Genomic DNA, 21,789 nt, shown 5'->3' with positions numbered 1-21,789 from the left:
GTGTTATTCTCTATGCGTTATCAATTATGCTTCATCTGCCAATGCAGCTTTTATCATAATAGCACATTCTACACGTTTCTTCTCAAGCTCACATCCAATATCGTAAGCATCTGTAATGCTTCCATGGAAATTATAGGAATTCGCAGCACAACCGCCACTGCAATAAAATCTTGCAAAACAGTTTTTACACTTTTCCTTCGCATATACGTTGCAACACTTAAATTCACTCTGCAATTCCGTGTTCTTAATGCCATCGTATACATTTCCCATCAGAAACTTTTCATTTCCTACAAACTGGTGGCAAGGATAAAAATCTCCCCATGGTGTTACTGCAAGATACTCCGTTCCTGAACCGCATCCGGACAATCTCTTTGCCACACATGGACCACCTTCTAAATCTATCATAAAATGGAAAAAGTTGAAATCTTTTCCTTCTTTATGTCTTTTTATCATTTCCACTGCCAGCTTATCATATTCCTCGAAAAGCTGTGGTAAATCTTCTTCTTTTAATGCATAGTCTTCTGTAGGTTGTGCCACTACCGGCTCTACGGAAATCTGTTTAAATCCCAAATCAGCCAAATGCAATACATCCTTTGAAAAGTCCAGATTATTGTGTGTAAAAGTTCCTCTTACATAATACTTATCCTGATTTCTGCTCTCTGCAAACTTCTGGAACTTAGGCACAATTAAGTCATAGCTTCCGGCCCCTTTACGGAATGGACGCATATAATCATGAACTTCTTTTCTTCCATCAATGCTCAATACCACATTGCCCATCTCTTTATTGGCAAACTCCATGATGTCATCATTCAATAATACGCCATTGGTTGTCAGCGTGAATCGGAAGTTCTTATTATGAATTTTCTCCTGCTCTCTTCCGTATGCTACCAACTGTTTTACCACATCGAAGTTCATCAGTGGTTCTCCACCGAAAAAGTCTACCTCCAGATTCCGACGATTCCCGGAATTAGCAATTAAAAAATCCAATGCTGCCTTACCAACTTCGAAAGTCATCAGTTCTCTTCTACCATGATACTCTCCTTCTTCCGCAAAGCAATAGCGACAGGCAAGATTACAATCATGGGCAATATGCAGACACAATGCCTTTACTACGGTAGGTCTGGTCTTAAACTGGTCAATATAGCCTTCATATTCATCCTTTGTAAATAACTGATCATCCTCAGCTAATTCTTTGACTTCTTCCCAAGCTTCCTCAATATCAGCTTCCTTATACTTTCCCTTTAAACTATGTACAATCTCTTCCTTTTTATGCTCTTCAAACATCGGAATAACATCATACATCACATCATCTACAACATGTACCGCCCCACTGTTTACATCCAGCACAATATTGTATCCATTGTTCTTATACTGGTGAACCATTGCAGTTCCTCTCTTTCTATTAAAACGCACAAATGACCGCTCGCTACCACGAACGGTCTTTCCTCTGTGTTTTTATTCTTTTTCTATAAACTTATTTATTCTCGCAGCTCTGATTTCCTACTGTACAAGAAGTCTTGCATGCAGACTGACAAGAAGTCTGGCATTCACCGCATCCGCCTTTTTTAACTGTGTTCTGTAATTTTCTTGTATTTAATGTTTTTACGTGTTTCATAAGAAATACTTCCTTTCTATTAAATGTGTACACTTCGAGCTTAATCCCGAAAAAACTAGGATTATTATATCATACTTGCTACGGATTGCAAAGTATTTTTTGTATTTTCTTACTGTCTGTCACGATTCCAACATGATTTTCGTACCAATAAAAATACTTATGGGAAGTCACATCTTTTCTATTTCTGATTTTATTCAGATTTGAACGTGTAAAGCCAGACACACTTTTTAGCATGTCTAAATATTGCATTTGCAGGAATGATATTAATTTCCCTAATTCGAAACTCGGTTTTTCCCTTCATGCAACCGAACCTGAATACAAAAAATTGGATTTTCATATGTTGAACACTTTGTGTTCTTCTTACAGCAGCATAAAAGAATGAATGAGTATGCCAGAAAGATGTCTGAGGACAGAGAAACATTGTCTTGAATGTGTATCTGTCCGAGTTCTTTTGGCATACCCGAATTGAACATTCTTGTTGCTGCTGTCTAGAAGAACCATAAGTGTGGGTTCATATGAAAATCCAATTTTTTGTATCAGGTTCTTTGCAGAAGAAGGAAAAACCTCAGACAACGAATTTAGGAAAATACATTTCCTGCAAATGCAATATAAGACATGCACAAAAGTGCTTTAGGTTTACACTTGCCAAATCTGAAAGAAAATCAGAATGAAAAATATCTGTAACTTCCCATAAGTATTTTTATGTGCACAAAATCATGTTGGAATTGTACCTACACCGGAAACTCTACCGTTGCCTTGAACTGGTCACAATCAATGTTCACATCAAAGATTCCTCCCAAAGCTGAGGTATAGGTACTTACAATAGCAAGTCCCAATCCGTTTCCCTCCGTGGTTCTGGCTTCATCTCCTCTTGCAAATCGCTCTACAATTTTTTCTTTTGTAAAATTCATTGGGTAGTTCGCTGTATTCGTCACTTCAAACCGTACCATTTCTCTTCCATTTTCCTGTACTTTTGCGGTCTTAAAAAAGATTCTGGTATGTTCTGCAGAGTATTTCAATGCATTCTCCATAAGGTTCTGACACACACGATACATATAACTACTATCTGAAGTAAATGCCGTTTTCTCCTCTGTCAAATCCATAACCAATTCTCGATTAGTTTCTTTAAACTTATCCTCCATATCAGCATGCACCTGTTCCACAAGGCGATTTAATTCCAGTTGCTCCATATTAAGCTTGATATTACCGCTGCTGGTCTTGGCTAAATCAAAAAGACTGTCTATCATTTCTTTTAACTTCTGTGCCTTATTTCCCAACACTTCTACATAATCAGAAACGATATCACTCATTTCTTCCTTTTTTATCAATTCGATATACCCTACCATTGAAGTCAGAGGCGTTTTTAAATCATGGGAAACATTTGAAATCAAATCTACTTTCATCCTCTCACTACGAATAGTAGTTTCCATAGCTTCCTGCACATTCTTCTGTACAATGGCTTCCATATCCGCCACATGATGATTCAACATTTGATTCATATAATGGATTACTGTAGCTTCTGCCACTATGAACTGTATGAAAACTATTGCAATGGTCATATATCCCACACTATAATTTCCACCATACCAATAATATCTTTCCGGATTAAGAATAATGATTTTGAAAAGAAAAACTGCTATAATTCCAGCCCCTACACCACAACCAATCACTATCTTCTGTTGTTTTTTCCATTCCTTCTGCCATCTTTGATAAAAATCCTCTATAAATGAATCCCATTCTTTGTATCGCTTATCCATGATACATTTTATTACATTAATCAATGTAATTCCCAGCAACACATTCACAATACTTCCTGCAAACCATGCAGCCTCACTTAGTAACTTATAATACTCCTGCCAAAGATAAATCAGTAGCTTTATCCCCAGTCCACCACATACCACAGCAAGTCCAATTCTCACCTTACTATTTTTGCGCATCTCACATATCTTCTTAATATTTTTCCATTTTGTATCCAATGCCCCACACCACCTTTACATATTTTGGTTTTTTCGGATTAATCTCAATTTTTTCACGAATGTGACGAATATGTACCATTACCGTATTTTCCACTGCATAATTCGCTATTTCCTTCCAGACTTTTTCATAAATCTGCTCTGCGGAAAATACTTGCCCCGGATGCTCCATCAACAATTCCAGTATCCGATACTCTGTAGCCGTCAGCTTCACTTCCTCCCCGTCAACTTCTGCTGTCTTTGTCTGCCTGTCCAGAACTACACCGCCATTCACCAAACGGTCTTCCTCTGCCTTAGGTGCACCCCCACCCCAGGTATGATAACGTCTTAACTGTGCCGCTACTCTCGCAGTCAGCTCTGCCGGATTATAAGGCTTTTCAATATAGTCATCCGCTCCCATCACAAGTCCTGACACCTTATCACTTTCCTCTGTTTTCGCAGACAGTATAATTACCGGAATCTTGTTATTTTCCCGTATCTTCATCAAGGCGGACAATCCGTTTAGTCGCGGCATCATTACATCCAGCAGTATTAAGTCTACCGTTTCCTCCTGCAATACATCCAATGCCTCTATTCCGTCATATGCCTTTAAAATACGGTATCCCTCATATTCCAGAAGTTTCCCCAGGGAAAATACAATTTCCTTATTATCATCTACTACCAGAATTGTCTGTTGTTCCATCACTTTGTTACTCCTTGCCTTCTTACGTTTTACATCTGTAATTATAATAGGCATTCCGAAAAGAAAACTCAATGAAAATCTTAAAAAAATCTTAATCGTGGACATATTTTTTAAAATACAGGGAACTCTAATTATGATATTTTTTAGAGTTATTTTTCTTAGAAAGGACAAATACGATATGAAAGATACCAAAAATGTCTATGATGACGGAAATATTCCAGAAGTTGATTTACCCAAGAACAAAGAGTCCGACAGTCGATACTGTACGAACCGTGCTGTAGAACCAACAGAGCCACTACCGGAAAGCAGTCGCCCTCGAAAGGATGGACCCGGAGGGGATTAATATCCTCTCCTTTAACTTGCCATCCCTCCAATCATTCCTGATGCAATACACAATATGAAAGTAGTGAAAATTCTACTTATTTCCATTCCAATGCCATGTTGGAAGGCAATAGAACCAACTACAAGAATGAAGAAATAGCACCCACCTAACACCATTCCCCATAAAAATTTTCTGGTTTTCATAATTTTTCCTGCAACAAAACCTCCTAAAAATCCGGATACCACATAGATAATTACCACACCTGCCGACACCACACTCTCACTCAGTTGCAGTTTATAGAGCAGTCCTGCCAAAATCACTAAAAGAATCCCTGTAATCATATACATAAGTAGCAATATCTTTAGTATGGATAATCCCCATGTTTGCTTGATATTTCCCTTTTCCATTTCCTTTTCCTCATATTTCAAATCATTCTATTTTATCATATTCTTTCCGCTTTCTTCCTATTCCCATCCGGTAAAAATTTCATATAATTTCTGAATTTTTTCTGAAAACCTTGCAAATAGCACTACTTTCCGTTATATTTATGTATTGAAAGGAGAGATGTACTTGGACACAAGTGACGTCATACAGCTAATAGTTTTAGTCATATTATTAATGTTATCCGCATTTTTTTCTTCTGCGGAAACTGCCTTAACTACCTCAAATAAAATACGTCTTCGAACTTTGGCGGATGAGGGAAATAAACGGGCAAAAAAAGTTTTGGAAATAACTGACAACTCTGGTAAGATGCTTTCTGCCATTTTGATTGGAAACAATCTGGTAAATATTTCTGCATCTTCCATCGCAACTACCCTGGCAACGAAAGCATTCGGAAGCGCAGGAGCAGGAATCGCAACCGGTGTATTAACATTACTGGTACTGATTTTTGGTGAAATATCTCCAAAAACACTTGCTACGATTCATGCCGACAGCATCGCACTTTCCTATGCAGGAGTTATTTGTTTTCTCATGAAGGTACTGACCCCGATAATATTTATTGTCAACTGGTTGGCCATGGGACTTTTGAAACTGCTTCGTGTAGATGCAAGCAAAGCACAGAATACCATGACAGAAGATGAGCTTCGTACCATTGTGGATGTAAGCCATGAAGAAGGCGTTATTGAAACAGAAGAACGTGAAATGATTAACAATGTATTCGATTTTGGTGATGCTCAGGCAAAGGAAGTTATGGTTCCCCGAATTGACATGACCTTTGCAGATATCAACAGTACATATCAGGAGTTAATTGATATTTTCCGTGAAGACAAATTTACCCGTCTTCCGGTTTATGAAGACTCTACAGACAATGTCATTGGTATCATTAACATGAAGGATTTGCTACTCTATGAAGATAAGGACAGCTTTTCTGTTCGGGATATTTTAAGAAAACCTTACTATACCTATGAACACAAGAGCACAGCAGAACTTCTGGTGGAAATGAAGAAATCTTCCATTAATATTGCCATCGTACTGGATGAATACGGTGCTACTGCCGGTCTTATTACATTAGAAGACCTATTAGAGGAAATCGTTGGTGAAATCCGTGACGAATACGATATGGATGAAGAAGATCCGATTCAGCAAATTAATGATTATGAATATATGGTACAGGGTTCTATGAATCTGGAGGACTTATGCTCTACCTTGGAACTAGGTTGGGAATCTGAAGATTATGATTCTATTGGTGGATATATGATTGGTCTTTTAGACCATCTGCCTACCGTAGGCGAATGTGCCACTACCTCGGAAGGTGTTTTCCTTCGGGTAGAAGACATGGAAAAAAATCGTATTAATAAAATATTTATGAAGCTTCCTGAGAATTTAAATGAAGAAGAGGAAGAGGCATAACTCAATACAAAAAGAACATCCTGTTAGGAAACGCTAACAGGATGTTTTTTTGTATTGCTTATGAAATCTTCTGTTTTACCTCACGCATATCGGATTCTAACTGTCTGACCATAACTGACAGCAACAGCAATTCACTCCTTAACTGTACGAACTCATGTAGATTTCTGGAAAGGTCTAAATGCCCTTCAGCTACCCTCTGAATATTTACTCGCATTTCATTTTCAAGCAGGAACTTCATGGAGGAAATTTCTTCATCATGTTTTTTCAACATAGTGGAATGCTCATTCAATATCGCTGTATGCTCATTTAATATTGCGGAATGCTCATTCAATATTGCCGTATGCTCATTCAACGTAGAAATGATTACGTCCAGTTTTTCACTATCTGTCATCCTATCCCTCCTTCTTCTGCTTGTGTTGGTATCCTATGTAAAAGCCCTTTCGGTGTGATAAAACTATATCATCTGAGGGTAAAAAAATCAATGGTCAAAAATAATTATAAATAGACTCTGACTGCCTCATCCAGACACATACTCTCCCTTGTCACCACACATTCATACGCAAGAACTCCAACTCCATGTTCTGCCGCTTCCCGCAATGCATCACCAAATGCCTTATGCGTTCTGTCATTGGGTTCAAAATGCAGGATTTCCTTCATCTGGATAACGAATAAAATATATGCTTCATATCCATCTGTCACCGCCTCCTGCAGCTCCTGAATATGCTTAATTCCCCGTTCTGTAGGAGCATCCGGGAATCTGGCAATACCATTTTCTTCCAAGGTAACACCCTTTACTTCTATGAATATTTTCCGTCCTTCAGCTGTTTCCAAATAAAAATCTATCCTGGAGTTTCCATATTTACATTCGGGTTTTAGGTATGTTATATGTTTGAAATATACTTCTTTTTCTAACCATTCTTTTACTGCCTTGTTTGGAGCTTGAGAGTCCATATTGATCATTCGTTCTCCCTTTTTCACACCAACTAAGTCATAAGCTGTTTTTCGATTCGGATTATCCCCCTTTTCCAGATATACTTCTGCATCCGAGAGTAATAATTCTTTACATCTTCCGGTATTTTTCACATGACATTTTTCTATTTTTCCGTCAATCTCAACCATAGCAATAAAACGGTTCGGACGGCTTTTAAACTTTCCGGTTATTACATTTTTATATTTCATATTCTCCTATATACCTATTTTCTTTCGTTACTTTACACAAACAAAAATATCATATTCTTTTATTTGTGTAAAGAAAAAGGATACCTCTTATGCCTTTTGTGGCTTATAAAAGGTATCCTCTTTCACTTATATCATTTTTTAGAAATTAGTTTAATTTCCAGATATCCTTATCGTACTCTGCGATAGTTCTGTCAGAAGAGAAGAATCCTGCTTTTGCAGTATTTACAAGCATCTTCTTAGCCCATGTCTTGCGGTCTTCGTAATCCTTGTAGATTTCTTCTTTCTTAGCTGCATAAGACTTGTAGTCTAACAGAGTCATGAACCAGTCTTTGTTCAGTAACTCGTTGTAAAGTCTTTCCAGATTTTCTTTATGTCCAACCTTTAATAAAGTATCACTTACGATGAAATCAACAGCTTCCTTGATGTCTTCGTCTTCTTCGTAGAATTTCTTAGATACATAATCTGCTTTCTCATAGTGCTCAATTACAGTATCAGAAGATTCACCGAAGATGTAGATGTTGTCTTCGCCTACTAAGTCTGCAATTTCTACGTTAGCTCCGTCCATAGTTCCCAGAGTAAGTGCTCCGTTTAACATGAACTTCATGTTACCTGTTCCGGATGCCTCCTTAGAAGCTAAGGAAATCTGCTCGGAAATATCACATGCTGGAATTAACTTCTCAGCCTTAGTTACGTTGTAGTTTTCTACCATAACAACCTTTAAGTATGGGCTTACTTCTGGATCGTTGTTGATTACTTCCTGTAAGCATAAAATCAAATGAATGATGTCTTTTGCAATAATGTAAGCCGGAGCTGCCTTTGCACCAAAGATAACAGTGATTGGTGTGCTTGGCTTATTACCTTTCTTAATATCCAGATATTTATGAATTACATATAATGCATTCATCTGCTGACGTTTGTACTCATGGAGACGCTTAATCTGAATATCAAAGATAGAATTCGGATCAATATCTAATCCCTGAGTTTCCTTTAAGTAAGCTGCTAATGCTTTCTTATTGTCATTCTTGATTTCCAGTAATTTGTTTAATACTGCATCATCATCCTTGAATGCTAATAATTTTTCAAGATCATCTGCATTCTTGTGCCAGCTTGTTCCGATAGTATCATCTAAGTAATGGCTTAAGCCTTTGTTACAATGCATTAACCAACGACGGAATGTAATACCATTTGTCTTGTTGTTGAACTTTTCTGGGTAGATTTTGTAGAAGTTGTTTAATTCGTTCTTCTTCAAAATCTCAGTATGCAAGTATGCAACACCGTTTACACTGTATCCGTAGTGGATATCCATATGTGCCATGTGTACACGATTCTCATCATCGATGATTGCTACAGACTTATCGCTGAATTTTTCTTTTACTCTTGTATCTAATTCACGAATGATTGGCATTAACTGTGGAACTGCCTTGTTGAGGTAATCCATTGGCCATTTTTCCAATGCTTCTGCAAGGATAGTATGGTTGGTGTATGCACAAGTCTTAGAAACAATTTCAATAGCCTCATCCATACGGATTCCTCTTTCCATTAACAGACGAATCAACTCAGGAATTACCATACTTGGGTGTGTATCGTTAATCTGGATAGTTGCATAATCTGCTAAGTCATGTAAGTTACATCCTTTTGCTTCTGCTTCTGCAAGGATTAAACGAGCTCCGTTGCTTACCATGAAGTACTGCTGGTATACACGTAATAATCTTCCTGCATCATCAGAATCATCCGGATATAAGAATAATGTCAAGTTCTTCTTAATGTCTTCTTTATCGAAATCGATTCCATCTCCTACTAAGCTTTCATCGATTGTTTCAATATCAAATAAATGTAATTTGTTGGTTCTGTTTTCAAATCCTGTTACATCTAAGTCATACATTCTGGACTGTACTGTAAATCCACCGAACTGTACCGGATATGTTACATCAGTCTTTGTAAGCCAGCTCTGCTCTTCGATCCAAGGATTCTTGTTTTCTTTCTGTAAACGATCTTCAAATTTCTGTAAGAATAATCCGAAGTGGTAGTTTAATCCGATACCGTCTCCGTTTAATCCAAGAGTTGCCATGGAGTCTAAGAAACATGCTGCAAGACGTCCTAATCCACCATTTCCTAAAGATGGTTCCGGCTCAACCTGCTCGATTAAGTTGATGTCTTTTCCATTTTCAGCAAAAAGTTCAGCAACTTCATCATAAATTCCTAAGTTAATCAAGTTATTGGATAATAATTTTCCGATTAAGAATTCTGCGGAAATATAATAAATTTTCTTCTTTCCTGCATTGCTTTCTTTTTCTTTTGCTAACTCTTTTACTACTGCAAGTAATCCGTAGTAAAGTTCTTCATTGCTGCACTGAGCAACTGTCTTACCACACTGTTTTTCCAGTAATTCTTTTACCTTCATTTTTATCCTCCTAGAATAATAAATTGATAATTTAAGACGCTGGGTCTTGTGTTCTTTTTTTATCTTATGGGTACATTATAGCCTTATTTTTTTCATTTTTCTTGCAATATGATAGCATAATATAGTACAATACTATCATCTTAAACGCAATATCATTTAATATGGGTACATTCAAATTTAAAAGGAGCGATTTATTTGAACATATTAGAATATGAAAACACACAGGAGATTAAGTCCCACGGATTAGCAGATTTTCCATTTAACATTTATCTTTGCAGTATTCCACTGGACTTTCCATTGGTTCCCGCTCATTGGCATAATGATATGGAAATTATATATATAAAGAAAGGACAAGGACGCATCACGGTGGATCTTGCTCCTATTGTGGCAAATCAAGGTGATATTATCGTAGTCCCTCCCGGACAGCTTCATTCCATTGAACAATTTGAAGAACAATCCATGGAGTACGAAAATATCATTTTTCAACTTAATATGTTGATGGCAGTTCAAGGAGATACTTGTACGGAAAAATTCTTTCAACCTTTACTTCAGCGTCAGATTGGCATCTGGAACCACTATACCCCGGATTCTTCTGTTTACCCGATTCTTTCAAACTGCCTGGATACTATGGACAATATTTGTAAATCCTTCGCCCCCGGCTATGAGCTTGCTATTAAAGGGCAATTATTTACCTTTTTCTACGCCTTAAATTCTTTTATAAAGAAACCTTTACCCAGTCACCAGAACAAGTCTCTTGACCGCCTAAAGGATATATTAAAATATGTAGAAACTAATTACAGTGACAAAATTTCCGTTGCGGATGCTGCAGAAATCTGTGGATTTTCCCAATCACATTTTATGAAGTTTTTTAAGAATAATATGGCCGTTTCTTTTACGGACTACTTGAATGATTATCGGCTTACCATGGCAGCAAGGCTTCTTATTTCATCGTCCGATTCTATTGTAAATATAGCTGCTGAAACAGGATTTGACAATCTTTCCTATTTTAATCGATTATTCAAGAGAAAATATGACTGCACACCAACTGCATTTCGTAACAGGAGCTGATACATATGAAAAAATGTCGAAACATATTACTGGTTATCTTACTTCTTCTTTTTATATTACATTGGACAATATGCTATTTTGCCGTAAGTCTGGCACTGGTTCCTTCTTTTATGGAAAAAACAGAGGCCTTCGAAGAAGTGACGGAGACTGCTGTAAAAGCTCTGGTGCAAACCAGCGATATTCAGAATAATCATGCTGCTGCCATACAGGAGACAAAAGAATGGTTAGAAACAGCTTCCTACGAAAAGCTCAGTCTTACTTCAGAAGATGATTACTTGTTCAAAGCCGTTACTTTTTCTCCTGAAGAAGAAAGCCATAAGTGGGTGCTGCTCCTTCACGGTTATACAGGTTGGAAAGAGGAACTTTACCCCATTGCCTGCCAGTATGTCCAAAGAGGCTATCATGCACTGGTACCCGATATGCGCTGTAGCGGAGAAAGTGAAGGAGACTTTATCGGTATGGGATGGACAGACCGACTAGACAACATGCTCTGGCTAAACGAAATCCTTGCCCGTGACCCGGAGGCTGAAATCATCATTCACGGACAATCCATGGGAGCTTCCTGTGCCTTAATGATGTCCGGTGAAACTCTTCCTTCCCAGGTATCTGCTATCGTCAGTGACTGTGCCTACACAGATGCTTACAGCATGTTCGCCAAACAGATGAAGGATTGGTTCGGGCTTCCTTCTTTTCCTCTATTAGACAGTATGAATCTGGTACTTCAACTCCGGGGTGGTTATGACTTAAAAGATGCCTCTGCACTTGAGGCTGTAAAAAAGACCAACCTTCCGGTTCTCATTATCCACGGGGAAGAAGATGACATGGTTCCGGTGGATATGGCATATGAACTGTATGAGGCCGCCGATGGAGAAAAGGAACTGCTGATTGTTCCGGGTGCAGGACATGCACAATCCGTAGATAAGGACCCGAAAACATATTATGATACGGTATTTGAATTTTTGGAATCAATAGGGTAAATATCTCTTACCCTATTATTTCCAAAAGCCACCGAACAGGGCTGATTAAGCTTATCTGTTGAAGTACCATTGGCATTTTTTCCACTGCTACAAAGGTTCCTCCTAATATTGACAATAAAATTGCCACAGAGGAAGACATAATATTCGCTGTCATCTCCTTTTTGTATAAAAATGCATGAATTACACCATATAGGGTAGTGATTCCTGTAATCATAACTGCTGCCAGCAATTTTATTCTCATATCAGGTAAAAAATCCTTGTCCAACACTGACAGCAAAAGAAATGCGATTCCTATCTGTATTCCTACAATCACTACTGTGGATACCACATATCCCCCAAAATAACTAAGTCTCTTTTCCCCGGCCAGACAAAAACGCTCAATGACTCCCATATCTCTGTCCTGAATTACTTTTGCCGCATATAGTGTGGCAATGACCATATATGCCGTCATCAGCATAGCTGCCATTCGCGCTGATGCTGATAACGGATTGGTATTCTCGCTTGCTTCTGTGACTTTTTCAAGCTCATTTATTACAGCATTCGCTTTCTCTATTTCATCTATATCTATGACATACTGGTATTTTCCCATAATCTGCTCGGTATGAATCGTATCTTTATCTGCTATCTGATATTGAATATTCTCCAATTTTCCCAGTTTTTCCAATATCTCTGCATTTCCTTGATTCTCAATGATTCCTACTCGAATACTCTTTTCTGTGATTCTATAACCAAATATTCCAAACAGACCAATAGCAATAGGAATTACAAGCATCCATATGTATGTCATTTTATTTTGAAAAACTCTCTTCAAATTATTGTTCATAACCTGGTAAACTGCCATTACAATACTCTCCTTTCTGAAATGTGCATACGGCTAACAGACTACATACAATTCCTGCTAAGAACAGGACTCCGCTAACAAACAAAATACTCTCACTTTTTCTGTCATACAGCATAAGAAAAATGCTCCTGTCTATCCAATAGAATGGAGACAAATTTATTGCCATCTGACCAAACTTATGAAAGGTTCCCATTGGGAAAAATACACCTCCTAAAATTCCCAAAAGACAGATTGGAATATTTATCACATTTTTTACCACCATAAAGTTCTTCATTCCAAGTCCGATACAAGTTCCCAATGCTGTTGTAGCATAGGCTAATCCCAGATACAACAGTATGATTTTCCCAATCCCGTAAAGGTCTATTCCGGTAACAAAAGCTGCTCCAACAAAGGTCACAATACTACAGAAAAAAATTACAAAGGTACATGATATTATTTTTGCTGCCACAAGCTCTCCTACGGAAATGGGGGACAGTAAGACACGTTCCGCAGTCTTTGCATATGCATCATCTTTTCCTGCATATGCTGCTGTAATCAATGCCATTACTGTACAGAACGGAACCATTACAACGGTATAATATTGATAACTACTGATTCCACCATGGGAAAAATTACGACATAATACACCAAGCACACCTATCATAATTACCGGAAAAACAATATTATAACCTACTGCAAATCCGTCACACAGCCGCCGCCTGATATTCATTTTTAACTCTGCCATAAATGCTGCCATTCTAATTCACCTCATCTCTGAGCTCTGTTCCGGTAATATCCAAAAATATATCTTCCAGATTTCGCAGGCCCTTCTTTGCATATTTTTCCTTTAACGCCTCTTTACTGCAATCCTCTATGATACTTCCATGATCCATCAGAATAATCCGGTCACATAATGTTTCTATCTCTTCCATGTAATGAGATACATAAATAACCGTTGCTCCCCTTCTGTTCAACTCTCGTATTGCCTCCATGATATGATTTCTTGATTGGGGGTCAATTCCGACCGTCGGCTCATCCATAATTAAGAGCTTCGGCGTATGAGCTATAGCACAGGCAATATTTAATCTACGTTTCATTCCTCCTGAATATTTCTTCGGAGATTCCTTTCGATGTTCCCACAACCCCACAAAACGAAGAGCCTCTTCCACTCTTGCTGCCAATTCCTTTCCCTTAAATCCATACAGGGAACAAAAAAACTTAACATTGTCATAAGCATTCATATCATTATAAAGAGCAATATCCTGTGGAACCACTCCAATCTCGCGCTGATAAGCCTTATAATTCTTTTCTATTCCGGCTCCATGATAAGTAATCTCTCCTCCATCACGTTTTAATAACCCTGTTATCATTCGTATACTTGTGGTCTTTCCTGCACCATTTGCACCGAGAAAACCTATCATCTCTCCCTCCTTTACTTCAAATGAAATCCCCTTTACCACCTCCTTGTTATCAAAGTATTTTGTAAGTTTGTCCACTCTTAACTGTCTTTTTTCCATCTCTTTCTTCCTTTCTGATACTTAATCTTGTTTATCCAATGTTGGATATTTATTTTAAAAGTATTGGAAACCATTCAAGGTTTCCATGCTTTTAGTTCTGATTTTTTATCTGCTGCATCAATAAATTGATATTCTCCAATGCCTGTTCCGGATTTTCTGTTACTGCATTTTTAATACTATTTAACAACTCTAACTGTTCTTCTTTTCCGGAAGACTCCTCCAATTCCTTGATACTATCCGCATCAAAGGATGCTATCATGCTTTCCATTGCCATGGCTTCTTTCTTGTAATAATCAAGGTGTTGCAATAACTCCTTATGCCACGCTATCTGCTGTTTTATAGAATCGATAGACATTTGAAAACTAAGTTTCGTCAGTCCATACTTGTCTTCTGTATTCTTCTTCTCACTCCAGATTTCCCAGTATTCCTGCAATTCCTGCAGCTCCTTAATATGTTTTGAAAGAATTTTTTCCATCTCTTCTTCAGAAAGACTTGAAAGAATTGGAGCAGTAATAAACTTAGACGAACCAACTTGAAATAGAGGGGTCGCCAGTTCTTGCTGCATTTCCTTCTGAAGTGTTTCCTTTCCCTGTTCCGTAATTCGGTATATCTTTCGCACCCTGGAGCCGGTACGTTCTTCACGCAATACCGCAATATTTTTCTCTTTCTCCAATTTTGTAAGTGCATAATAGATAGAGCCTGACTGTATGCGCGTCCACTGGTCAATTCCAGACAGATGAATGAATTGTTGTATCTCATAACCGTGTGTCGGCTTGATATTCAAATAGTACAATATAATTCCGCGTATCATTTATTCCTACCTCTTTATCCAATGTTGGACTTATTATATATCCAACATTGGATTTTGTCAACCGGTTTTAAAAATATTTTATAATTCTTGACACCGTTAAGATACAAGTTTATAGTATAGTAAAAACTTCAGGAGGGAATATCTTGGCAAATAAAAAATATCACCACGGAAATCTGAAAGTAGCTTTAATTGAAGCCGGAATTGAAATAATCAATGCATTTGGTGAAGAAGGTTTATCTCTTCGCAAAGTAGCTGCTAAATGCAATGTCAGCCAGGCGGCTCCCTACGCTCACTTTGAGAGTAAAGAGGCATTGATTCATGCTATGCAACAACATGTAACAGAACAATTTATGCTGGTGTTAGAATCATCTATAAAAAAGGAAAAAGAAGGATCACCAGAGGCAATCCTTAAAATGGGAGAAGCATATATTCACTTTTTTATTGAACACCCAAACTACTTCCGTTTTCTATTTTTTACCCCTTATCTGCAAATCCATCTTTCCCTAGAGGATAGCGAAAATATCTATCCCCCTTATCAATTATTCCGCAGATATGCCATAGCCCTCTTAGAACAGACGAATGTTTCAAAAGAATCAATGCTGCGAAAAATGATAAATATGTGGGCAACTGTTCAAGGTGCTGCCTTGATCGCAACACAGGAAAATGTAATCTATGATGGTAATTGGAAAAATGATATCTATCAGATCCTTTCGAATGAATAATCAGGATTCATTCGAAATCCTTTCACGCATTATGTTAAGCATAGCTTCATTTTCTTCCCACAATGGACTATGGGCAGAATCTTCAAAAATATAAAGCCCCTTATCCGGTGCGGAAATATTTTCATAAAACGTTTCTACCATCGGCGTCGGACAGGTATAATCATAGTATCCGTTGAAAAAATAGACCGGTATATCAAACTCTATTTTTTCTTTTGAACCGACGTAAAACTTATGATACGGCGAACCTGTACAAAGTATTTTTCCCCGCCAGTAATTTATTTTTTCTTTGAAAGTATAACACTCTGCTTGCATTTGTGGGAAAAAGATTTCAAATGCATCCGAACGCATTTCTCTGGTCGTTCCGCATCCGGCTGCTAACAATACACTTTCCCATTTTGCATGAATCGTATCCGGATTTTTCGGTGTAACAGAACCATCTTCTGCCACCTCTACCAAAGAATTCATCTTACGCATCGCCTTTGTATTTCCTGTCTCTTCAAAAATTTTCTTCATAAACTGATAGCCATAGGTATATCTGTCATATCCATTTTGGACCACTTGCCCCATAGAAAAGTAGCAATAAAAAAGTTCCGGATGATTCTTCGCCAATGCCACTCCAAGGGGCGTACCACCGGAATGCGCCATCAGATATATTTTGTCTTTTGAAAATCTTTCCTTGAGATATTCCGTAACAGTAACCGCATCTGTTTCCAATCTTTCTAAGGTAATCTCTTCTTTCTCTATCTTGGAATCATAAGATAACCCTTCTCCATAATAATCCCACCAACAAACAGTAAAATAATCTTCCAACTTATTATCATAATACTCATTCAACCAATATTGGGGAACACCCGGTCCTCCGGAGATAAATAGTAATACGGGATTGTCCTTACTCTTTCCACGAATAATCATACCATTCTTTTCCCCATTTACATCAATGAATATTTTTTCTGCAATACTTCCTTCTAAAACATTCCCCTGCTCATCCACGAAGGGCTTGATGGTATTCTTCCTTCCTCTTTTCATAAAAATAATCCTTTCGCATAAACTTAACACCGTTAACTTCATACTATCACCCAATCTTAACAGTGTCAAGTTTATGTTTTATCATTTTTATGAAAATAGACTCAACGTACTTATCGCCCTATTTGCTCCAATGCCTTCTTAAACTGAGACCGGAATAAAATCACGGTAAATGATACTGCAAAAAAGTCTGCAATTGGCTCTGCCAAATACACTGCCATAGTCTGATTCGAATGCCAGATTTGAGGCACAATGTAAATCAGTGGTATCAACAAAATAAACTTACGCATAACAGCAACCACAATCGATGCTTTGGCATTTCCAATTGAAGTAAACGTCATCTGGCATGCCACCTGAATACCAAACAAAAACATACATGCCATGTAAACGCGTAATGCCTTTTTTGTAAATTCCAATAGTGCTACGTCTGTGGTAAACATGGCAGCAAATCCTTGTGGAAAAATCATAACACACAGCCAAAGTGCCACCGCATAGACAATACTTACCTTTAATAAAAGCCAGTAAGCAGCCTTCACACGCTCCGGATTTTTTGCTCCATAATTATAACTGATAATAGGCTGGGCCCCCTGTCCTGCTCCCTGCAAAGGAAGCATCGCAAACTGCATGACACTCGTTAAAATTGTCATAGCGCCTACTGCTATATCGCCTCCGTACTTAAGCAACGAAGAATTAAAGCATAGTGAAATAATGCTTTCACTTGCCTGCATAATAAAAGTTGCCAGACCAAGTGCCAGACATGGTAAAATTATTTTTGACTGTAACCATAAATTTTCTTTTCGAATTTTTAAAATGGTTTTTTTCCCAAATAAAAAACATAATACCCAGATACAGGAACATGCTTGTGAAATAACTGTTGCCAAAGCTGCTCCCTGAACGCCCATATGCAGACCAAAAATAAATACCGGATCCAATGCAATATTGATTCCCGCACCAATTGCTACTGACAACATACCTGTCTTTGCAAATCCCTGTGCCGTAATAAATGCATTCATTCCCAATGTAAGCTGAACAAAAATGGTTCCTATCGCATATATATTCATGTAATTGGTTGCATAATCAATCGTATTCTCACTTGCTCCGAAAGCCAGGAGAAAACTTCGATTTCCTATGAGTAATACAGCCGTCAGAATCACAGAAATCAAAATCTGCAACATAAAACAATTTCCCAATGTCCTTTCGGCAGATTCCTTTTCTCCTTTTCCCATAAAAATAGAAGCCCGAGGTGCTCCTCCATTCCCGACTAAAGATGCAAATGCTGTCACAATCATAATCAGAGGCATGCATACTCCCACTCCCGTCAATGCCAAAGCCCCTACCTTCGGAATATGTCCTATATAAATACGGTCAACAATGTTATAGAGCATATTTATAATCTGTGCTGCTACTGTTGGTAATGCCAGTTTCAATAATAATTTCCCGACTGGCTCTTTTCCTAAGAAATCCTTGTTGTCACTCATTTATTTTCTCTCCTTTTCATGGCATTTTTAGTATTTTCCATAACAAGCCTGTTCAATTCCTCGAACTGTTTTTTCTCCTGTTCAGACATCCCCAAAAAAATCTCTTTCTGAAATTGTTTCTTACACGCTTCCACCTCATCTGTAATAACCTTCGCTTTTGGCAATAACAACAAATGTATCTTCCGACGATCCTCCAAATCCGGTTTTCGTTGCAAAAGTGACTTCTGAATCAGACTTTCCACCGCTCCCGAAACATTTCCCTTAGACAACATACGCAACTCCACAATATCACCTGCAGTATCCTTTTGGGGATTATTATGCAAAAAACTAATGATATTTGCTTCTATCAACGTCAACTGATGTTTCTCACAAATTTCCTTTAGCATACTTTCATGAAGCTTTATCGTACGCCGAATATTCACCAGAAAGTCTGTTGTATTCATGATATTTTCTCCTTTTCTTTTAGTTCTAGCAAAAACAGTTCTAAAAAGAACTTATTTTCAAAACAATTATACTACAAGAAATGTTCTTGTCAAAGTAAGCGCCTCATAGTCAGTACATAGAACTTGACCAACAAATTTGAGAAAATAGACATAACAAATTTACTTTTGTATAAAAAGTTGAGGCTCAACTTTTTATACTTGATTGGAGGTATTGTCTATGAATTCTCAAACTTCGCTCATCGCACGCAACGTCCGATTAAAGGAATGGGCATCAATGGTACAAGAGTGCAATGCCAGACCGGCAGGAATGACAGTTGGCGAGTGGTGTGATAATCATTCGATTACTAAATGTGATTATTATTATCGTATGCGGGCTGTACGAAAGGCCTGTCTTGAAGTTATTCCTGAAAGCATTGCCCAACAGGCTATCGTACCTGTTCCTATGGAAGTAATGGCTCCGGATGGTAATCCATCTATCCCCGATAATTCCAAAGAAACATCAGCATTAGAACTTGAAATCAATGGAGTTACAATTAGAATAACCGAAGAAACATCTACAGCTCTTCTGGCGAAAGTCCTTGGGGTGGTTGCTCATGTTAAATGACGCTACCTGTTTCAAACAAGTGTATATCGTTTGTGGCTACACCGACCTGAGATCCGGTATAGATACACTGGCTTCCATAATTGATCAGAAAACGGGAAACAATCCATATGTCCCTGATACCCTGTATCTTTTCTGCGGACGCAAATCTGATCGCATCAAAGGACTTGTATGGGAAAAGGATGGATTCCTTCTCCTGTACAAACGCCTGGAACAAGGCAGGTTTATCTGGCCTCGGAACGAAGCTGAAGTAAAAGCTTTGACTCCCCAGCAGTTCCGCTGGCTTATGGAAGGCCTGACAACGGAACCCAAGAAGTCTGTCCGTCCGGTTGAACCACCGGAATTCATGGCATGATATTTGTGCAAAAGGCTGAAATTTTTGAGCCGGTTTTACTCCATAAAATCTCTGAATCTGCACTATCTGTAAGTCCAATAAACTGCATTATAAGCACGCATAATTGTCTCTATGCAGTTGTTATTTATATCAATCATTTCAAAAGGCCAGAATTATAAGTCCTTATATCCGTCTTACAAAGTCTTGTAACTATAGGCATTATGACGGAAGTTGAAATGAGAGATATTCGCATGTTTTGTCCATATCTGCTATAATAGAGCCATCAGAAAAGAGGTTCAATATGGCGATGGAATATACAGAAGAACAACTGAATAACTTTGATAAGGCTACGCTTGTTCAGCTATTCCTTGTACAGCAGTCGCAGCTGAAAGACATTGATCAGAAGCTACAGTTGCTATTGGAGCAGGTCGCTGTATTAAACAGCAACCGCTTCGGCAGATCTTCCGAAAAGCTGGATACAGAAAATCAGATCCGGTTTATGGAAGTCGATGGAAATATCATCTACTTCAACGAAGCAGAAGCGGTTGCTTCACTTGGTGAAGAGGCTCTGGATGATGAAGATGTTCCGGAAAAGTTGCGTTCAAAAAAGACCAAAGGAAAACGTACTGCTGATATAAGGAACCTTCCTGTCATTCCTATTGAACATAAGATGACCGTGGAAGAACTGGTTGCCGAGTTTGGCGAGGACGGATGGTATCAGCTGGATGATGAAATCTACAACCGCTATCGTTTCACACCTATGAAGGTGGAGCTTGAACAACATCATGTCGGTGTATATAAATCAAAAAAGGATAATCATTTCAAAAAGGCGGATCATCCTGCTTATCTGTTAAGAAATAGTCTGGTGTCTCCATCCTTACTTGCCGGCATCTGGAATGCAAAGTATGTAAATGCGGCACCTCTGTACCGTCAGGAACAGGAATTTCAAAGGATGGGACTTGCCATTGACCGGACAGATATGGCCCGGTGGACCATCCAATGTGCTGAGAGATATCTCTCTATCCTGTATGATTATCTGCATGAGAAACTTTATGATTATCATGTGCTTCAGGCAGATGAAACACCGGTACGGGTCACAAAAGAAAACCGAACCGAAGGCTCCAGACATTATATGTGGGTGTACCGTACAGGAGCTACATATCCTGGGAAACAAATCGTCCTATACGAGTATCAGCCCACCCGTAATGCAAGCCATCCCAGGGAGTTCTTAAAGAACTTTAAAGGAGTGTGTGTAACGGATGGCTATCAGGTCTATCACACGATTGAAAAGGAACGAGAAGACCTACGGATTGCCGGGTGTTGGGCACATGCAAGGCGACGATTCGATGAGGCTGTAAAAGCTTTACCGAAAGCGAACCAGAAATCATCACTTGCATATCTGGCACTCAAGCAGATTCAAGCGATTTATCGCGAGGACAACACGTTAAAGGACAGAAGTCCTGAGGAACGTCAACAACATCGCCAGCTGACAGTTAAGCCACTGGTTGATGCCTATTTTGCGTGGATTAGCCAAAACCTGTTAAAGGTTCCGGCCAAGAGCAAGACTGCAAATGGGTTTGCTTATTCCCTCAATCAGGAAAAGTACCTTAGATATTTCCTGGAGGATGGTGAAGTTCCACTAGATAACAATGCTGCAGAACAGACAATCCGTCCGTTCTGCGTTGGCAAGAAAAACTGGGTAATGATTGATACAATCGCCGGAGCGGAATCCAGCGCAATTATCTATAGTATCGCTGAAACGGCCAAGGCCAATAACCTGAAGCCTTATAATTATTTTGAATATCTTTTGACAGAAATCCCAAAACACATGGATGACCGTGATGTAAGTTTCTGTGAAAATCTGCTTCCATGGTCAGAAAAACTGCCAGAGGAATGCAGAAAATAATTTTTAAATAACGCCGCTCTTCGGAGTGGCTACCTATGTGTGAGTACCCACTATGAGGCGTTTACC

General features: G+C 38.5%; 23 protein-coding genes. 8 read left to right on the top strand and 15 right to left on the bottom strand.

The features are described 5' to 3' along the window. Window positions 1-24: 24 nt before the first annotated feature. From scfB to BIV20_RS03545, 4 genes are all read right to left on the bottom strand, one after another. On the bottom strand, window positions 25-1,383 hold the full coding sequence (scfB, locus tag BIV20_RS03560; RefSeq protein WP_075718129.1) for a thioether cross-link-forming SCIFF peptide maturase: 1,359 nt from the start codon (window positions 1,381-1,383) through the stop codon (window positions 25-27). A gap of 91 nt (window positions 1,384-1,474) precedes the next feature. After that, entirely contained in the window at window positions 1,475-1,615 is a 141-nt protein-coding gene (scfA, locus tag BIV20_RS03555; RefSeq protein ID WP_075718127.1) for a six-cysteine ranthipeptide SCIFF, read from the bottom strand. 731 nt (window positions 1,616-2,346) lie between these two features. After that, on the bottom strand, window positions 2,347-3,591 hold the full coding sequence (locus BIV20_RS03550; protein WP_075718125.1) for a sensor histidine kinase: 1,245 nt from the start codon (window positions 3,589-3,591) through the stop codon (window positions 2,347-2,349). After that, on the bottom strand, window positions 3,566-4,270 hold the full coding sequence (locus tag BIV20_RS03545; RefSeq protein WP_075718123.1) for a response regulator transcription factor: 705 nt from the start codon (window positions 4,268-4,270) through the stop codon (window positions 3,566-3,568). Before BIV20_RS03545 ends, BIV20_RS03550 begins: the two co-directional genes overlap by 26 nt. 133 nt (window positions 4,271-4,403) lie before the next feature. On the opposite strand from BIV20_RS03545, the gene BIV20_RS03540 reads away from it, so the two are divergent. Beyond that, a complete protein-coding gene (locus BIV20_RS03540) occupies window positions 4,404-4,613 on the top strand; it encodes a hypothetical protein (RefSeq protein WP_075718121.1) in 210 nt (69 codons plus the stop codon). An 11-nt stretch (window positions 4,614-4,624) separates the two neighbouring features. Here the strand turns inward: BIV20_RS03540 and BIV20_RS03535 are convergent, their stop codons facing one another. Then, complete coding sequence (locus BIV20_RS03535) at window positions 4,625-4,999, bottom strand: TIGR04086 family membrane protein (protein ID WP_075718236.1); 375 nt, start codon at window positions 4,997-4,999, stop codon at window positions 4,625-4,627. 163 nt (window positions 5,000-5,162) lie between these two features. Here BIV20_RS03535 and BIV20_RS03530 point away from each other — a divergent pair, with 163 nt between their 5' ends. Then, window positions 5,163-6,443, top strand: coding sequence for an HlyC/CorC family transporter (locus BIV20_RS03530; RefSeq protein ID WP_075718119.1), 1,281 nt, complete (start codon window positions 5,163-5,165; stop codon window positions 6,441-6,443). A 58-nt stretch (window positions 6,444-6,501) separates the two neighbouring features. Here the strand turns inward: BIV20_RS03530 and BIV20_RS03525 are convergent, their stop codons facing one another. The 3 genes from BIV20_RS03525 to BIV20_RS03515 form a co-directional block, all read right to left on the bottom strand. Beyond that, complete coding sequence (locus BIV20_RS03525) at window positions 6,502-6,834, bottom strand: hypothetical protein (protein WP_075718117.1); 333 nt, start codon at window positions 6,832-6,834, stop codon at window positions 6,502-6,504. A 104-nt stretch (window positions 6,835-6,938) separates the two neighbouring features. Then, entirely contained in the window at window positions 6,939-7,622 is a 684-nt protein-coding gene (sfsA, locus tag BIV20_RS03520) for a DNA/RNA nuclease SfsA (protein WP_075718115.1), read from the bottom strand. A 145-nt stretch (window positions 7,623-7,767) separates the two neighbouring features. Beyond that, window positions 7,768-10,023: a glycogen/starch/alpha-glucan phosphorylase gene (locus BIV20_RS03515; protein ID WP_075718113.1), complete on the bottom strand. Its 2,256-nt coding sequence runs from the start codon at window positions 10,021-10,023 to the stop codon at window positions 7,768-7,770. A gap of 195 nt (window positions 10,024-10,218) precedes the next feature. On the opposite strand from BIV20_RS03515, the gene BIV20_RS03510 reads away from it, so the two are divergent. Both BIV20_RS03510 and BIV20_RS03505 read left to right on the top strand, forming a co-directional pair. Continuing rightward, a complete protein-coding gene (locus tag BIV20_RS03510) occupies window positions 10,219-11,091 on the top strand; it encodes an AraC family transcriptional regulator (protein ID WP_075718111.1) in 873 nt (290 codons plus the stop codon). Window positions 11,092-11,096: 5 nt separating this feature from the next. Continuing rightward, a complete protein-coding gene (locus BIV20_RS03505; RefSeq protein WP_075718109.1) occupies window positions 11,097-12,068 on the top strand; it encodes an alpha/beta hydrolase in 972 nt (323 codons plus the stop codon). 7 nt (window positions 12,069-12,075) lie between these two features. Here the strand turns inward: BIV20_RS03505 and BIV20_RS03500 are convergent, their stop codons facing one another. The 4 genes from BIV20_RS03500 to BIV20_RS03485 form a co-directional block, all read right to left on the bottom strand. Further along, a complete protein-coding gene (locus tag BIV20_RS03500; RefSeq protein WP_075718107.1) occupies window positions 12,076-12,909 on the bottom strand; it encodes an ABC transporter permease in 834 nt (277 codons plus the stop codon). Further along, a complete protein-coding gene (locus BIV20_RS03495) occupies window positions 12,881-13,645 on the bottom strand; it encodes an ABC transporter permease (RefSeq protein ID WP_075718105.1) in 765 nt (254 codons plus the stop codon). Before BIV20_RS03495 ends, BIV20_RS03500 begins: the two co-directional genes overlap by 29 nt. A 1-nt stretch (window position 13,646) precedes the next feature. Further along, window positions 13,647-14,405 carry an ABC transporter ATP-binding protein gene (locus BIV20_RS03490; RefSeq protein WP_075718103.1) on the bottom strand — a complete coding sequence of 253 codons (759 nt, stop codon included), beginning with the start codon at window positions 14,403-14,405 and terminating at the stop codon, window positions 13,647-13,649. Between the two features lie 91 nt (window positions 14,406-14,496). After that, entirely contained in the window at window positions 14,497-15,216 is a 720-nt protein-coding gene (locus BIV20_RS03485) for a PadR family transcriptional regulator (RefSeq protein WP_075718101.1), read from the bottom strand. A 143-nt stretch (window positions 15,217-15,359) separates the two neighbouring features. Here BIV20_RS03485 and BIV20_RS03480 point away from each other — a divergent pair, with 143 nt between their 5' ends. After that, window positions 15,360-15,938, top strand: a complete 579-nt coding sequence (locus tag BIV20_RS03480) for a TetR/AcrR family transcriptional regulator (RefSeq protein WP_075718099.1) — start codon at window positions 15,360-15,362, stop codon at window positions 15,936-15,938. On the opposite strand, the gene BIV20_RS03475 is transcribed toward BIV20_RS03480, so the two are convergent. The 3 genes from BIV20_RS03475 to BIV20_RS03465 form a co-directional block, all read right to left on the bottom strand. Continuing rightward, a complete protein-coding gene (locus tag BIV20_RS03475; protein ID WP_143524492.1) occupies window positions 15,939-16,964 on the bottom strand; it encodes an alpha/beta fold hydrolase in 1,026 nt (341 codons plus the stop codon). Window positions 16,965-17,074: 110 nt separating this feature from the next. Further along, complete coding sequence (locus tag BIV20_RS03470; protein ID WP_075718097.1) at window positions 17,075-18,439, bottom strand: MATE family efflux transporter; 1,365 nt, start codon at window positions 18,437-18,439, stop codon at window positions 17,075-17,077. Continuing rightward, window positions 18,436-18,882, bottom strand: a complete 447-nt coding sequence (locus BIV20_RS03465) for a MarR family winged helix-turn-helix transcriptional regulator (RefSeq protein WP_075718095.1) — start codon at window positions 18,880-18,882, stop codon at window positions 18,436-18,438. Before BIV20_RS03465 ends, BIV20_RS03470 begins: the two co-directional genes overlap by 4 nt. Window positions 18,883-19,099: 217 nt before the next feature. Here BIV20_RS03465 and BIV20_RS03460 point away from each other — a divergent pair, with 217 nt between their 5' ends. The 3 genes from BIV20_RS03460 (at window position 19,100) to tnpC (ending at window position 21,723) form a co-directional block, all read left to right on the top strand. Continuing rightward, complete coding sequence (locus tag BIV20_RS03460) at window positions 19,100-19,486, top strand: hypothetical protein (protein ID WP_075718093.1); 387 nt, start codon at window positions 19,100-19,102, stop codon at window positions 19,484-19,486. Next, window positions 19,476-19,838, top strand: a complete 363-nt coding sequence (gene tnpB / locus BIV20_RS03455; RefSeq protein ID WP_075720361.1) for an IS66 family insertion sequence element accessory protein TnpB — start codon at window positions 19,476-19,478, stop codon at window positions 19,836-19,838. Before BIV20_RS03460 ends, tnpB begins: the two co-directional genes overlap by 11 nt. 280 nt (window positions 19,839-20,118) lie before the next feature. Next, window positions 20,119-21,723: an IS66 family transposase gene (gene tnpC, locus BIV20_RS03450; protein ID WP_075720359.1), complete on the top strand. Its 1,605-nt coding sequence runs from the start codon at window positions 20,119-20,121 to the stop codon at window positions 21,721-21,723. Window positions 21,724-21,789: the final 66 nt, after the last annotated feature.

Source organism: Roseburia sp. 499 (assembly GCF_001940225.2).
GTDB lineage: Bacteria > Bacillota > Clostridia > Lachnospirales > Lachnospiraceae > Petralouisia.
The sequence above is the reverse complement of the archived record's forward strand: the minus strand, read 5'-3'. Positions and strand labels throughout refer to the sequence as shown.